Source organism: Microcoleus sp. CAWBG640 (genome assembly GCF_020883015.1).
Classification (GTDB): domain Bacteria; phylum Cyanobacteriota; class Cyanobacteriia; order Cyanobacteriales; family Microcoleaceae; genus Microcoleus; species Microcoleus anatoxicus.
In genome coordinates this window covers 1-14596 of sequence record NZ_JAHRFC010000103.1, presented here as the reverse complement: position 1 = coordinate 14596, position 14596 = coordinate 1, and the positions used below count along the sequence as shown (strand labels likewise).

Sequence of the window (14596 nt, the reverse complement as noted above, 5' to 3'; positions counted from 1 at the left end):
TCCCGCCACCTCTGGCACCGGAATAAACTAAACCCCGCTGCATATCCAGCGTCAGCATAGTGCCGTCCCGAATCACCTGGGTGGCATTCTTCACGCCCACCATCACCGGTACGCCCAAACGCAAACCAATAATCGCCGCGTGAGAAGTCAAACTTTCTTCCTCCGTCACCACACCTGCTGCTTTCCGAATCATCTCCACAAACTCAGCGCTAGTGTGGTTGACTACCAAAATGTCTCCTGGGTGGAAATTCGCCACATCCGCAGCAGTGTGAGCTACCCTGGCCATACCGCTGACTGAGCCTAGCCCCACACCAGTTCCCTTACCCAAAACCGCTGTCACTACCTCAACTTTGATCAAATCCGTTGAACCGGCTACCCCTTGCAGAGTACCGGCAGTCATCACTACCAAGTCTCCGTCGGAGAGCAACTCTTTTTCCTGGGCGACATTGATTGCAGATTGAAATGTCTGACCGGTCGAGGGCAAATCTAGCACCAGCAGCGGTTTTACTCCCCACACCAGTTGCAGTTGTCTCGCCACGTCTACGTGGGGAGTAACTGCCAAAATCGGAGTTTTTGGTCGGAACTTCGACACATTTCGGGCTGTAGCACCGGTTTTTGTCAGCGTCATAATCGCTGCTGCATTCAATTGTTCGGAAATTTGGCTGACAGCTTGACTGATGCCGTTGGGGATCGATCGACCAATATCTTCTACATTCCTAATATTGCCCCTAATTCCTTCTCTCTCGATCCGCACCGCAATTCTTGCCATCGTCGCCACTGCTTCTACCGGGAAGTCCCCCACGGCGGTTTCGTTCGAGAGCATCACCGCATCAGTCCCATCGAGAATCGCGTTGGCCACGTCGGAAATTTCCGCGCGGGTGGGACGAGGATTGTGAAGCATACTATCGAGCATCTGGGTAGCGGTAATCACCGGAATTCCCATGCGGTTAGAAGTAGCAATCAGTCGCTTTTGCAAAATCGGCACGTCTTCTGCCGGCAGTTCTACTCCCAAGTCCCCGCGGGCAACCATCACTCCGTTACACAGGGCCAGAATAGCCTCCATTTGTTCGATCGCCTCGTGCTTTTCGATCTTAGCAATAACAGGTACTTGCTTACCGGCACTGGCAATCAGCTCTTTAATTTCCAGCATATCCTGGGGATTCCGCACAAAGCTCAGAGCTACCCAATCGACACCTTGGTCGAGTCCGAACATTAAATCTTTGCGGTCTTTATCGGTCAGCGCTTTAATTGACAGGTACACTCCCGGAAAATTCACGCCTTTGTTGTTGGAAAGCGGTCCGCCGACAACAACGCGACAGTACAATTCCCGCGACACCCGGTCTACTTTTTCCACGCGCATTTCCACTTTCCCGTCATCTAGCAGAATCATCGCTCCCTCGGTCACTTCGTCTGCTAGAGGTTCATAGGTGACTGAGGAAATCATCTCAGTGCCTGGAACTGGGCGGCTGGTTAAAATGAACGGATCGCCATTTTTGACCACAATCGACCCTTTTTCAAAGCGACCTAAGCGAATTTTCGGGCCTTGGAGGTCTTGCAGGATTGCCACCGGCTGATTTAGTTCAAAGGATGTTTGCCGGATTAAGCGAATGCTCCGTTGGTGGTCTTCTTCTGAGCCGTGAGAAAAGTTGAGTCGCAAAGTTGTCGCACCTGCTTCTATGAGGTTCCGCAGCACTTGTGGATCAGAGGTGGCGGGGCCAATGGTGGCGACGATTTTAGTCCGGCGTAAGGCTTTTGGCAGTTGCATGAATTGAGATGGGGTGGCTGGAGGATTTATTGTGTAATTTTCGGCTAACGTTTCATCTTTCAGTACAAGCAATGACGCTAGTTGTCTTAATTCTTAAAAATTTTTCGATCGTTTAGACCGCAGGTATTGACCAATATATAGAATATCTGACTTTTTACCCATCGGTAATCTTTTCTTTTCGATCGCAACAGTTTTCCAATAATTTTCGTCTACTACTTGACAAATATACAAATATACCCATTTATTTTTTTGTAGTTTGCCAACAGCTTTGTGTGACTGTCCTTTGACTCGGATTTTGTGTACAGGACGGGCGATCGAGATTAGATACACTTATTTCACAAAACTTTACTATTGGCAGCCTTGTATCTTATACTACGCAAGTGTGAAATATTAAGGAGTGCTAACAAAAATGTCGGAGGCAGGACGGCCACTGACAGTGCCGAAAGAGTTTCTGAGTCCTCCAGGTGACTTCAATCCGACGCTGTTGCTATTTTTGAGTGCCTTAGCGATTATCGTGATTTCATACTGGGGTTTCTGGTATGGGGAATGGCCCCAATGGTGCTGTTTTTTCCTGAATGTTCTGGCTTTGCACATGGCTGGAACAGTGATTCACGATGCGTCTCATAATGCAGCGCACCGCGATCGCACCATTAACGCTATTTTGGGACACGGTAGCGCCCTGATGTTGGGTTTTGCTTTTCCCGTGTTTACACGGGTACATATGCAGCATCACGCTCACGTTAACGATCCAGATAACGATCCAGACCATTATGTTTCCACCGGCGGGCCTCTGTGGTTAATTGCTGCGAGGTTTTTTTACCACGAGATTTTCTTCTTTAAGCGCAAACTGTGGCGAAAAAACGAACTTTGGGAATGGTTTTTCAGCCGTTTATTTACGATCGCAGTGGTGTATATCTCCATTCAATACGACCATTTAGGTTACGTGCTGAATTTTTGGTTTTCTCCTGCTTTAGTGGTGGGGTTAGCCTTGGGGTTATTTTTTGATTATTTGCCACACCGTCCATTTCACGAGCGCGATCGCTGGAAAAATGCCAGAGTATATCCTAGTCCAATTCTAAATATCTTAATTTTGGGTCAGAATTATCACCTGATTCATCACCTGTGGCCTTCAATTCCTTGGTACAATTACAAGCCAGCCTATGAAGCTGTCAAGCCGCTATTAGATGAAAAAGGTTCTCCTCAAAGTTTGGGAATATTAGAAGGGAAAAAGGACTTTTGGAGTTTTATATATGACATCTTTTTAGGGATTAGGTTGCATCACAAGAAAGCGTCTGATTGACAAAAACCCGGTTTCTCAAAGAAGCCGGGTTTTTTATAGTTGACAGTGGACAGTTCACTGTTTACTGTGAGCCTAAAATTTGAGACTATACCAAATCCGACTTAATTACAGCCTTTATCTCTTAGTCTGCGGAGGCAGACTTGGTTTGACAAGAAGCGGTTTTAACCGCCGAATCATCAAGGGTACTTATTATTTTTCCCCAGCCACCGCAACTGCTAAATTCCAATCCGGCCGCAAATTTTGAGCTCCCCGCAAATAAGGGTGATAAATTTCGGTATGTGCTGGCCAATTGACGTGAATTAAAAACCGGATGCAACGTTCCAAAGCACCCTGGACATACATCTGCTGCACATCCAATAAGGGAACATTACACCAACGGGGACGTTCGCGGGCGATCGCGGCAGGAAACACAGCATCTAAATCGCGAGTGACAGAAAACGTAGCACTAATAATTAATTCAGGCTCTAAATCATTTCTTGCTTCTAATTCATCTAATAATTCTCTCACCGCATCTCGAATTGCTTCTACCGAATTGTCGCTGGCAGTAGTTGCCCCGCGAATCGCCCGCACTTGCCATTCCACGCAAATTTCCTCCATTTTTTGTTATTAGTCTGTTGCTAGTTGAGAGTTGGCAGTTGTTAGTTGTTAGTTGTTAGTTGTTATTTGTTAGCAATTACCAACAACTTTCAACTGCCAACTGCCAACTGACTAATTTATTTAATCACGGGCGATACAGCCACAGTGGCAAACCACTAGCAGACAGCTCGAATTCCAGCCAACTTTTGTAAGCTGAAAGCCCCGATGTATCCAGACTACTCCCCAAGACGCGATTTAGGAAAGGTTTTGGTTTTTCCAGAGTGCACAACTCAGTTTTTTCCGGGTCAAGTCCCGCCAGTTCGGCTGTATGGCGACGGGCATCCTCTTGAGTACCCAATCTATCCACCAAACCCAACTCTAAGGCTTGCTGGCCCGTGAAAACACGACCATCGGCAAAACTTTTAACTTGTTCAATAGGCAGTTTCCGGGCGAAGGCCACTGTTTCTATGAATTGCTGATAGCTGGTGTCGATCAAATCTTGCAAAATTTGCTGTTCTGGTGGAGTTAATTCGCGATCGAATGACAAAATATCTTTATATGGCCCAGATTTGATGACCTTAAAAGAAACACCGACCTTTTCCAATAGCCGTTCTAGATTATTACCCCGGATAATTACACCAATGCTACCGGTAATCGTACCTGGATTAGCCACGATATATTCGGCACCCATGCCGACATAAACTCCCCCAGAAGCTGAAATATTGCCGAAACTCGCAACAATTTTCACTTTTTCGCCCAAACGCTTCAGGGCGCTGTAAATTTCCTGGGAATCGCCCACAGTGCCGCCAGGAGAGTCTATCCGTAGCAGCAAAGCGGGAAATTTGCGTTCTTCAACGGTTTTGAGGGCTTCTAGAACTCGTTTGCGGGTATCTCCGGCAATGGCGCCAGTGATTTCGATGTGAGCGATTTGTTTACGGTAGCGAGGCTTGAATGGCCAAATCATGGGCAGTTTTCGCGCAATGTGAAATTGTGTAGCTAACTTATAGTGTGCCTTATCCGAAGGAAGAACGAAGCAGGAACAACGAAGAAGTTACCCCCCTACCCCCACAGAGTCCGATCGCACTTCATCCAACATCAATATATAATTGTAAAAATTGCTTAACAAAACTACATCATCCCCACGAGAGTCAGTCTCATCAATTATCAGGAGCCCTCCGCCATGCAGCTAAAAATTACCGATTCCAAACTGCCTTTCGCGCCGCTGTTACTAATTGCGCCGTTTTTCCTGTGGGGAACCGCCATGGTAGCTATGAAAGGAGTCATGCCCCACACGACTCCGCTGTTTGTGGCTGTCGTGCGTTTGATGCCGGCTGGCGTGTTGGTGCTCCTAGCCGCCGCATTTATGGGAAAATCACAGCCCCAGGGCTGGAAAGCTTGGCTGTGGATTTCGTTATTTGCCTTAGTTGACGGTACTTTGTTTCAAGGCTTTTTAGCAGAAGGTTTGGCCAGAACCGGTGCGGGTTTAGGTTCGGTGATGATTGACTCTCAGCCACTAGCTGTGGCGATATTGTGTTTGTGGCTGTTTCAAGAAAAAATTGGTTTTTGGGGCTGGTTGGGATTAGTTATTGGCGTGATTGGGATTAGTTTAATTGGGTTGCCGGATAGCTGGATTTTGGGACTTTTTCATCCTAAAAATGTCGAGGTTTCTGCTGATATCGGACAGTTGTTTGAGGGTGGAGAATGGCTGATGCTGTTGGCGGCATTGTCGATGGCTGTGGGAACAGTTTTGGTGCGCTGGGTTTGTCGTTATGTTGACCCGGTGGTGGCGACTGGTTGGCACATGATTTTGGGTGGTTTACCGTTGTTGGCAGTTTCGGCTGCAACTGAATCTGAGCAATTTGTCAATATCGATTTTTCCGGCTGGATGGCCTTAAGTTATTCTACAGTGTTCGGAAGTGCGATCGCCTACGGTTTGTTCTTTTATTTTGCTTCAAGCGGCAGTCTCACCAGTTTAAGTTCTTTAACATTTTTAACACCAGTTTTTGCTTTGTTGTTCGGCAATTTGTTTTTGGGCGAAGTGTTGAATCCGCTGCAATCGATGGGTGTTGGGTTGACTTTGGTGAGTATTTATTTAATCAATCAGCGGGATACTTTGGCTGAGAAATTGCAAAAAGTGCGGCACGGCGAAGCGAGTGCTGAGGAAGAAGCGACAGGATTATTAGAGTCATCTGAATTGAATTCTGTAGAGTTGCCGGTGCAGTTGCGGGTGAGCGAATTAGACTCGGAAGTTTAGCGAGTGGAAAAAATATATCCGTTCTCAGGTAGGGAAACGGCAGTGGCGTGTCTGGATAGTTACCAGTCATCCTCTTCAACAATTTGAATATTTCTGCTTTGAATCTCTTCTATAAAAGTTTTTAAACTAGGATTATCTTGATAATGCTGCATCAAAACTTTATACTTCCCGTATTGTTTTGATATCTCTCGATAATAATCAGGATTTTTAGCATTCTTGTCAATTGTAAACCTGTGTTTCTTGGAAAGCTCATCATTTAAAGTCTTGAGACAGTTTTTGAATTTTGCTTTCTTCTTATCTGTATAATACAGTGGGAGCAACCAACACTCAAGAGAATGTACAGAGATTGCAAACAGGATTTTCTGTTGATTTGTGTTGTAAAAATCCTCACCAATCGCATCTCTGAATTTCTCAATAACTTTTTGAATCAACTGCTGAGGAGTAAATTCGCCATTTTCATCTTGATGAGCGATATTATAATCTTCTGAAACATCAGTATCTATTTGAATAATGATATAGTCATTAGATTGAAATGATTCTTGAAATTTTTTTGATCTGCAATAATCAAAAACTAGAGTCCAACCACCAGAGTTTTTGTCTTTATCTATTTCTGGTTGCAGTGGTCTAATAACTAGATCTGATCTGTTGAAATATCCAGCTAAAATACTCTTAATAACAATCTGATCGGTATGTCCTTCTGTAATCAATCCAAACTTAATCATATTAAAAATTTTCAGGAAGTCCGCCGATATAGCCTCTCAAAAATGCCTCTGATAATGATACAGGTTCTTGTCCCTCCAAAGGTTCAGGTTTCAGAATGCGTATTGCTTTAGTATGCCCTAATTGGCTGCGATAGATCACAAACAGCTGCTGTTCGTCATCATCTAAATCTAAGCCATCCAAAACTGCCGGGTTGTGGGTTGTAAATATAACTTGTTTGTCGTGTTTTTTTGCTAATTCAACTAATTCTTGGATTAACCTGCGACATAATCGAGGGTTGAGGGAAGCATCAATGTTATCAATTGCAAAAAATTTAGGTGTGATATCGCTAATAAATAAAGCAAAGTAAAAAAGCAAAAATAAAAAGCCTTCATTAGAACTGCGTTGGTCGAAGTAAGCTAAATCTGGATCTAAGTATCTATCTTTAATTTGGAGATAGTTTTGAATATTGGATAAATTTGGAGGAGCTTCAAAATCTTTAAACCAATCTATCAATTGCAGTTTTTTCTTGATTTCATTAAGTGGCTCTTGGTTTTCATCTGAATTCAAAACTTTTAAAAGTTTAAATAAGCCTTCTCCATTAATTCCTAATGGTTGAATTTGTCCTTCTTTTTCAAAAGTTCGTAATGCTTGGTTTTCAGGAGAATAAATGATAAATTCACGTATAGCAAACATTTTAGAATGTCTTTGCAATGATTGTAGTATCTTATCTCCGCTTTTTACTAACTCTCTGAGTTTTAATTCCTGGCTTGCTTGTTCTATAGACAATTTATTTGGATCGTTCTCGTATTCTTCCTGAATATTAAAAGTATTTTCTAGATGATTTTTATTGTCATTGATAAAGTTTATCGCTGGAACAATAAAACTATAAAAATCGATTTTGTTAAGCCACTTAGAATAGGGAGAGTTATCATTTTCTAAAACACAACTAAATGGTTGTTGATCATTTCCTATTAAATCAATTTTAATTTCTTTAGTAAGATTATCTTTTTCAAAAGCCGATCGCATAAATTGAGGTTCTGTAACTCTAATACCCCTAGATGCTAGAAACTCGTTATCCAGTTTATCATCAGCCGCCGCAGAAGCTAGGGCGATCGCCTCTAATATATTACTCTTGCCACAACCATTTTCACCGATCAATATAGTGACTCGCCCTAACTCCAGTTTCAGCTTATCAATCGATTTGTAATTTTTTATTCTAACTTCTTTCAGCATAGTTTTCTACATTACTCCTAGGATTAATGACTAATATTGATCCGACTTCGGCTTCTTCACCTGGGAACTCAAAAAATAGGTGAGGGAAGCGATTACTAAAGCGATACTAGCTCCAAAGGGCAGAATATTCGTCACCCCATTCCACTTCACCGCCTCAGACAGAAACAATACACTCAATACCACTACAATCACGCTGGTGAGCTTGCTTTTCAGGTCGTCGATGGTGTGAATTTCCAGCCAGTCTGGTACTTTGATGCGCTCGTCAATAAACAGCTCGTAAAGTCCGAGTGCTGTAATGTAAAATACTGTGGCGAGGAGAAATAAATCTACAACTTCGATGAAAGACAGAACCAGTTTTTTCGAGTTCTCGCTCGATACTGGTCCTGAAGTTAAAGCATAAACTATCGTGCTAGCAGTTTCAAAGGCACCGTAGATCAAGAGAGTGACAGAGGCTGCGAAGGAACCTAGCACAGCGATTAACATTAAATAGCGACTTTTGGCAAGAATTCGATGAAGCATACTTGATATCCAGCCTGGAAATGTTTTGAGCAAAAAGCGCTCTCAGGCATACCTGTTTCTCTACTATATCAGGGTTCAGTCGATCGCGCCAACCTGTGCTTTCCACCAGCTAGCATTTTAACAGAAGTAATTATTTTGCTAAAAGATTGATTGGCGATCGCACTTAGCACATCGCCCATTGATTCAAATAACCACAAATCAGTCCTGAGTGTCCACAAAAACAGTCACCGCAGCCACTGCAATCAACATTTCATCATTTTTATCATTCAGAGAGGCGATCGCCCTTCCAGCCACCACCATCCCACCTTGCTCAACAATCAGAGATTTTTCCCCAAAAGGCAATACCGCCAAAACCTCATCCCTTCGCACTTGTTCCGGGTAAGGAACCGCCACCTTTACCTCCACAATCATTTGATTTGGATCGGTCAAACCCGCCACTTCCCAGACACCGAGTAAAGCATTATTGGCGATCGCATTTCGGACCGCCCTAGCCGCCGCTACCGTCGGTTCTTGCCCGTGCTGGTCGATACCCATGCCCATTTCAATGATAAAACATTTACGCCCCATAGCTACCTCTTTATTTGTAATTTAACCAAATCTTTCCGAAAACAATTATCAACCAAAAGGAGATAACTTTTTAAAGTTTTACAATTCCCTTAAACAACAAAATAATAACTTATGGTAATATAACCAAATTCACCTTTCCTCGCGGACTGAAAAACTCATCGCTACCTTGAATCATGGATAGTTTTCTCCCCATTGCCTACTTTCAAAATCAATTCCTGCCATTTACCGACGCCAAAATCTCCATAGCCACCCACGCACTGCACTACGGAACCGGAGTCTTGGGCGGCTTGCGCGGAATTCCCGACCCCGAAAATCGCGATCGCATCTTACTATTTAGATTAGACCGTCACTGTCAAAGACTAAGCCAAAGTGCCAGCTTTTTGCAATGCGATTTGCCGGCTGACAAAATCCAATCAATCATCGTTGATTTTGTCAAAAAAAATCAGCCAACTCAATCTTTTTATATCCGCCCATTTATCTACACCTCAAGTTTGGGAATAGCCCCCCGACTCCACAACGTAGAAACAGACTTTTTTGTCTACGGATTAGAACTCTCAGACTATTTGCCCAAGGAAGGAGTCAACTGTAGAATTAGTTCCTGGTACCGCCAAGAAGACCGCAGTTTACCCTTGAGAGGAAAAATTAGCGGCGCTTACATTACCTCAGCCTTAGCCAAAACAGAAGCAGTACAATCCGGCTTTGACGAAGCTATCATGATGAATAGTCAAGGCAAAGTCAGCGAAGCTTCAGGAATGAACATATTTGTCGCCAGAAACGGTAAATTAGTGACACCAGGTTTCGAGCAAGACATTCTCGAAGGAATCACCAGAGACAGCGTAATAACTATCGCCAGAGACTTAGGAATTGAAGTCATCGAAAGACCAGTTGACAAATCAGAATTATTGATTGCTGATGAAATATTTCTGTGTGGCACCGCAGCTAAAGTTACCCCAATTAAGCGCATCGAAAACTATCATTTACCAAAAGAGCGACCAATCACTGAAAAGATATTGGAAAAATTGAGTGGAATCATCGAAAATCGCGATAGCAAGTACAAAGACTGGGTATTTCCGATTACCCTAAATTAATCCATAATTCACTCGTTTCACTCGTTACCAGGCTCTGGCCTGGTAACGCAGATCCGGAGGCTCTGCCTCCACTCGTTACCAGGCTCTGGCCTGGTAACGTAGATCCGGAGGCTCTGCCTCCAAATTTGATGGCAGCCATTCGAGGCAGAGCCTCTGGACATCGGTTCCCAGGCAGAGCCTAGGAACCAGTTAATTCGAGGCAGAGCCTCTGGACATCGGTTCCCAGGCAGAGCCTAGGAACCAGTTAAACCAGTTTACAGGCGGCTGCTTCCTGCTACAAACTACCCGCACAAAACAGCAGCATGATGCTGAATATGATCCTCCATAAAACTCGCCACAAAATAATAGCTGTGATCGTAACCTTCCTGCATTCTTAAATTTAACTGCTGTCCAGCTTTTGCACAAGCTTCTGCAAAAACTTCCGGCAACAATTGCCCCTCAGCTAGAAACGAATCTGCCGTGCCACAATCAATTAAAATTGAACCGTTATATGGTGCTTTCAGCACTAATTCATTCGCATCCCAAGCCCGCCAATCCTCCCGATTGTCACCGAGGTAGTGGCTGAATATTTTTTGTCCCAAAGGGGTGTGCATGGGGGCGCAAATAGGCGCAAAAGCAGAAACTGAAAGATAGCGATCGCCATTTTTTAACGCACAAATCAAAGCCCCATGTCCGCCCATAGAATGACCGAAAATTCCCTGTCTTTCCGGTATAACTGGAAAGTTTTCAGCGATTAATTTAGGTAACTCATCGACAACATAACTGTACATCCGATAGTGAGCATTCCAAGGTGCGGCTGTCGCATCAATATAAAAACCCGCCCCACTTCCCAAATCCGAATTGTCGTCTTCGCCGGGAATTCCTGTATGGCGCGGGCTAGTATCCGGCACTACTAGCATTAATCCATATTTTGCTGCAAATTGTTGGGCTCCAGATTTTATCATGAAGTTTTCTTCTGTGCAGGTTAATCCTGAGAGGAAATACAGGATTGGTACGGGTTGATGTTCGGCTTGTGGTGGTTGGTAAACTGCGAATTTCATTTCGCTATTGCAGGCTGAGGATTGATGGCTATAATAGCCGAGTTTTCCGCCGCAGCTTTTATATTGTTGGTGGAGTTTTAGCGATTGGGATATCATGTTAATTCTCTTTTTTTTGGGGATGGATTTTTTTACCGCAGAGGGCGCAGAGGGCGCAGAGGAAGAGATAATTGAGAAGTTTCATTCGCTTGTAGGGGCCGTGCCAAGAGTGGTGGCCCTCCTTGACTTCCTTTAAAAGGTCAAAACTGTGCGAATTACTTCGCCTTTTTTCATTAAATCCAGGGCTTCATTTATTTTTTCGATTGGCATTACCTTAGTTACTAAACTATCAATATCAATTTTACCGTTCATGTACCAATCCACTATTTTTGGCACATCGGTTCTGCCTTTGGCTCCGCCAAAAGCTGTGCCTTTCCACACTCTGCCTGTTACTAACTGAAATGGGCGGGTACTAATTTCTTGACCAGCTCCTGCTACGCCGACAATGACGCTCACTCCCCAGCCTTTGTGGCAGCATTCTAAGGCTTGACGCATGACATTGATATTACCTATACATTCAAAACTGTAGTCAGCTCCCCCTTTGGTTAAATCTACTAAATAAGCAACTAAATCTCCCTCGATTTCGCGGGGATTCACAAAGTGAGTCATGCCGAATTTTTCAGCCAGTGCTCGTTTGTCGCCATTGAGATCTACGCCGATAATCATATTAGCTCCTACCATGCGAGCGGCTTGAATTATATTCAAACCTACCCCTCCTAAACCGAAAACTACCACATTAGAGCCTGGTTCTACTTTGGCTGTATTGATGACAGCGCCGATGCCTGTTGTTACTCCGCAACCAATTAAACAAGCTTTGTCAAAGGGAGCATCGTCACGAATTTTTGCTACCGCAATTTCTGGTAATACTGTATAATTGGCAAAGGTGGAAGTTCCCATGTAATGATGAATTTTCTCCCCGTCTAGGGAAAACCTGCTGGTGCCATTGGGCATCACCCCTTGTCCTTGAGTCACTCGAATTGCTTGACAGAGATTAGTTTTTGGGTTCAAACAATATTCGCAGTTGCGACATTCGGGAATATATAGTGGAATTACTCGATCGCCCACTTTGACGCTAGTTACTCCCGCTCCTACTTCTGCGACAATACCAGCTCCCTCATGGCCCAAAATAGCCGGAAACAAACCTTCAGGATCGGCACCAGAAAGAGTATAAGCGTCAGTATGGCACAGACCCGTGGCTTTAATTTCCACCAGGACTTCTCCGGCTTGTGGACCTGATAAATCGACCATTTCAATGGTTAAAGGTTTCCCCGCGCTACGAGCAACGGCTGCTTTTACTTTCATAATCTATTCCGGTCTGTAAAATTGTCAATTACCTATTATGCACAATGTATTGTATTATTTAATTTAACAATTTCCACAAATTTATGAAAAAAATCATTTTAATTACTGGAGTAAGTCGCGGCCTTGGTTTGGCGATGACTGAAAAGTTTATTGAGCTAGGACATACTGTTTTAGGCTGCGCCCGTTCTCCCCAAGCAGTGGAAAAACTCCAACAAAAATATAGCACCCCTCACAATTTTAAGTGTTTGGATGTGGCAGTGGATGCTCAAGTAAAAAACTGGGCAACAGAAATACTTACAAATTACTCCCCTCCCGATTTGCTGATTAACAATGCAGGTGTAATCAATCATCTCGCGCCCCTGTGGGATGTCAGCAGTGAAGAGTTTTCCCAGGTAATTGATGTTAATATTAAAGGTGTTGCGAATGTGATTCGCCACTTTGTTCCAGCAATGATTGCCCAAAAAAGCGGGATTGTGGTTAATTTCACTTCTGGTTGGGGCAGGTCAACTTCACCGGAAGTGGCTCCCTATTGTGCTTCTAAATGGGCCATAGAAGGACTGACCAAAGCCTTAGCTCAAGAATTGCCACGGGGGATGGCGGCGATTCCTTTAAATCCGGGGATAATTCACACGGATATGCTGGAAATTTGTTTCGGAGAAGATGCTAGGAATTACACAACAGTCAAAGGTTGGGCGCAAAAAGCTGTGCCTTTTTTATTGAAGTTTAAACCGACGGATAATGGCGTGTCAATGACTGTTCCTGGAGCGCAATAAAAGAGTAGAATTAAGATGATAGTTTAACCCCCAAAATTCCCCCTGTGAACTCCCCTGTGAACCTGTCCCTAACCCCGCCCTCGCCCATCGAAACCCGTAAAGCAGACCACCTCCGGCTCTGCATCGAAGAAGATGTACAATTCCACGAAACTACTAGCGGATTTGAACGCTACCGTTTTACTCACTGCTGTTTGCCAGAACTCGATCGCACTGAAATCGATTTAACCTCAACATTTCTAGGAAAAAAATTAGCTGCACCTCTGCTAATTTCCTCCATGACTGGCGGCACTGAATTAGCCCAGACTATCAATTATCGCCTTGCAGATGTCGCTCAAAAATACAAAATTGCTATGGGTGTCGGTTCCCAGCGCATCGCCGTCGAAAATCCTCAACTCGCCGATACCTTTGCAGTGCGCCGGCGCGCTCCTGATATTCTGTTATTTGCTAACATCGGTGCAGTTCAATTAAACTATAATTACGGTTTGGCACAGTGTCAGAAAATTGTGGATCTTCTGGAAGCAGATGCCCTGATTTTGCACCTCAATCCTCTGCAAGAGTGCGTTCAAACTGAAGGTGATACTAACTTTAAAGGACTCCTTGATAAAATTGCCAAATTGTGCGAAAAATTGCCAGTACCTGTAATTGCGAAAGAGGTTGGTAATGGCATTTCAGGAAAGATGGCAAAAAAATTGCTCGCAGCCGGGGTGAGTGCGATCGACATTGCCGGAGCTGGAGGCACTTCTTGGGCGAAAATAGAAGGAGAGCGTGCCCGTGATGGTAAGCAACGCCGATTGGGCACAACCTTTGCTGACTGGGGAATACCGACAGCCGAGTGCATTGTCAGTACCCGCGCCGCAGCGCCTGATGTTCCTTTGATTGCTTCTGGAGGCTTGCAGCATGGTTTGGATGCAGCCAAGGCCATCGCCCTGGGTGCAGATATGGCGGGGCTGGCGAGAGCGTTTTTGCAAGCAGCAGCGGAATCGGAATCAGCCTTAGAGCTTTTGGTTGAGGTTTTAATTGCAGAGATTGCCACAGTGATGTTCTGTACCGGCTGCGCTAACCTTGATGAGTTAAAACATTCTGGAGTTTTGGAAAGGTTAAGATAAAAAGATGTCAGTTGGCAGTTGGGAGTTGACAGTAGTTAGTAGTTTGTAGTTATATCAAATCCGGTTGCACTCCTTATGATATAGAGTCCAAGGCAGTGCCGTCTCCCTACCCAAAGTAATATTGTAGGGACTAAGGCCAAGCCGTCTCCTAATTTGGGCTACTAATAATTCCGATGCTACCGGATTTGATATTAGTGGTTAGTTGCTACCCATTGGTGTCAACTTAAGGTCAAAGGTAGCCACAGACTGCTGTTTGACTATTAAATCTAGATCCCCCCTAGCCCCCCTTAAGAAGGGGGGGATAAGAGTCCGATCTTTCGTCCCCCTTCCCCCCT

15 protein-coding genes are annotated in these 14596 nt (G+C 44.3%); 5 read left to right on the top strand and 10 right to left on the bottom strand.

Going from position 1 to position 14596, the window contains the following annotated elements:
• Both pyk and AAFP11_RS26915 read right to left on the bottom strand, forming a co-directional pair.
• On the bottom strand, positions 1 to 1765 hold a 1765-nt coding region (gene pyk / locus AAFP11_RS26920; protein ID WP_341739786.1), incomplete at its 3' end, for a pyruvate kinase.
• 93 nt (positions 1766 to 1858) lie between these two features.
• Positions 1859 to 2095 carry a hypothetical protein gene (locus AAFP11_RS26915; protein WP_341739785.1) on the bottom strand — a complete coding sequence of 79 codons (237 nt, stop codon included), beginning with the start codon at positions 2093 to 2095 and terminating at the stop codon, positions 1859 to 1861.
• Positions 2096 to 2174: 79 nt separating this feature from the next.
• Between AAFP11_RS26915 and crtR the strand changes: the two genes are divergently transcribed.
• Positions 2175 to 3065 (top strand): beta-carotene hydroxylase, encoded by an 891-nt coding sequence (gene crtR / locus AAFP11_RS26910; RefSeq protein WP_340517146.1) that lies wholly within the window; start codon positions 2175 to 2177, stop codon positions 3063 to 3065.
• A 189-nt stretch (positions 3066 to 3254) separates the two neighbouring features.
• Here crtR and aroH read toward each other — a convergent pair whose 3' ends face one another.
• Positions 3255 to 3662, bottom strand: a complete 408-nt coding sequence (gene aroH, locus AAFP11_RS26905; RefSeq protein ID WP_341739784.1) for a chorismate mutase — start codon at positions 3660 to 3662, stop codon at positions 3255 to 3257.
• Positions 3663 to 3786: 124 nt separating this feature from the next.
• Positions 3787 to 4605: a signal peptide peptidase SppA gene (sppA, locus tag AAFP11_RS26900; RefSeq protein ID WP_341739783.1), complete on the bottom strand. Its 819-nt coding sequence runs from the start codon at positions 4603 to 4605 to the stop codon at positions 3787 to 3789.
• A 216-nt stretch (positions 4606 to 4821) separates the two neighbouring features.
• Between sppA and AAFP11_RS26895 the strand changes: the two genes are divergently transcribed.
• The gene (locus tag AAFP11_RS26895; protein WP_341739782.1) at positions 4822 to 5895 is read left to right on the top strand and encodes a DMT family transporter; all 1074 of its coding nucleotides are present in this window, start codon (positions 4822 to 4824) and stop codon (positions 5893 to 5895) included.
• Between the two features lie 59 nt (positions 5896 to 5954).
• Here AAFP11_RS26895 and AAFP11_RS26890 read toward each other — a convergent pair whose 3' ends face one another.
• The 4 genes from AAFP11_RS26890 to AAFP11_RS26875 all read right to left on the bottom strand — a co-directional run bounded on the left by AAFP11_RS26890 (position 5955) and on the right by AAFP11_RS26875 (position 8916).
• Complete coding sequence (locus AAFP11_RS26890; RefSeq protein WP_341739781.1) at positions 5955 to 6617, bottom strand: phage tail protein; 663 nt, start codon at positions 6615 to 6617, stop codon at positions 5955 to 5957.
• A gap of 1 nt (position 6618) precedes the next feature.
• Positions 6619 to 7830, bottom strand: coding sequence for an AAA family ATPase (locus AAFP11_RS26885; RefSeq protein WP_341739780.1), 1212 nt, complete (start codon positions 7828 to 7830; stop codon positions 6619 to 6621).
• 30 nt (positions 7831 to 7860) lie between these two features.
• Positions 7861 to 8349, bottom strand: a complete 489-nt coding sequence (locus AAFP11_RS26880) for a YqhA family protein (protein ID WP_341739779.1) — start codon at positions 8347 to 8349, stop codon at positions 7861 to 7863.
• Between the two features lie 198 nt (positions 8350 to 8547).
• Positions 8548 to 8916 carry a Lin0512 family protein gene (locus tag AAFP11_RS26875; RefSeq protein ID WP_341739778.1) on the bottom strand — a complete coding sequence of 123 codons (369 nt, stop codon included), beginning with the start codon at positions 8914 to 8916 and terminating at the stop codon, positions 8548 to 8550.
• A 173-nt stretch (positions 8917 to 9089) separates the two neighbouring features.
• Between AAFP11_RS26875 and AAFP11_RS26870 the strand changes: the two genes are divergently transcribed.
• On the top strand, positions 9090 to 10004 hold the full coding sequence (locus AAFP11_RS26870) for a branched-chain amino acid transaminase (protein WP_341739777.1): 915 nt from the start codon (positions 9090 to 9092) through the stop codon (positions 10002 to 10004).
• Positions 10005 to 10285: 281 nt separating this feature from the next.
• Here the strand turns inward: AAFP11_RS26870 and fghA are convergent, their stop codons facing one another.
• Positions 10286 to 11140, bottom strand: coding sequence for an S-formylglutathione hydrolase (fghA, locus tag AAFP11_RS26865; protein WP_341739776.1), 855 nt, complete (start codon positions 11138 to 11140; stop codon positions 10286 to 10288).
• A 132-nt stretch (positions 11141 to 11272) separates the two neighbouring features.
• Positions 11273 to 12382: an S-(hydroxymethyl)glutathione dehydrogenase/class III alcohol dehydrogenase gene (locus AAFP11_RS26860; RefSeq protein ID WP_341739775.1), complete on the bottom strand. Its 1110-nt coding sequence runs from the start codon at positions 12380 to 12382 to the stop codon at positions 11273 to 11275.
• 83 nt (positions 12383 to 12465) lie between these two features.
• On the opposite strand from AAFP11_RS26860, the gene AAFP11_RS26855 reads away from it, so the two are divergent.
• Together AAFP11_RS26855 and fni are read left to right on the top strand one after the other, a co-directional pair.
• Complete coding sequence (locus tag AAFP11_RS26855) at positions 12466 to 13155, top strand: SDR family NAD(P)-dependent oxidoreductase (RefSeq protein WP_341739774.1); 690 nt, start codon at positions 12466 to 12468, stop codon at positions 13153 to 13155.
• A 56-nt stretch (positions 13156 to 13211) separates the two neighbouring features.
• On the top strand, positions 13212 to 14261 hold the full coding sequence (fni, locus tag AAFP11_RS26850; RefSeq protein ID WP_341739773.1) for a type 2 isopentenyl-diphosphate Delta-isomerase: 1050 nt from the start codon (positions 13212 to 13214) through the stop codon (positions 14259 to 14261).
• The last annotated feature ends 335 nt before the right edge of the window (positions 14262 to 14596 follow it).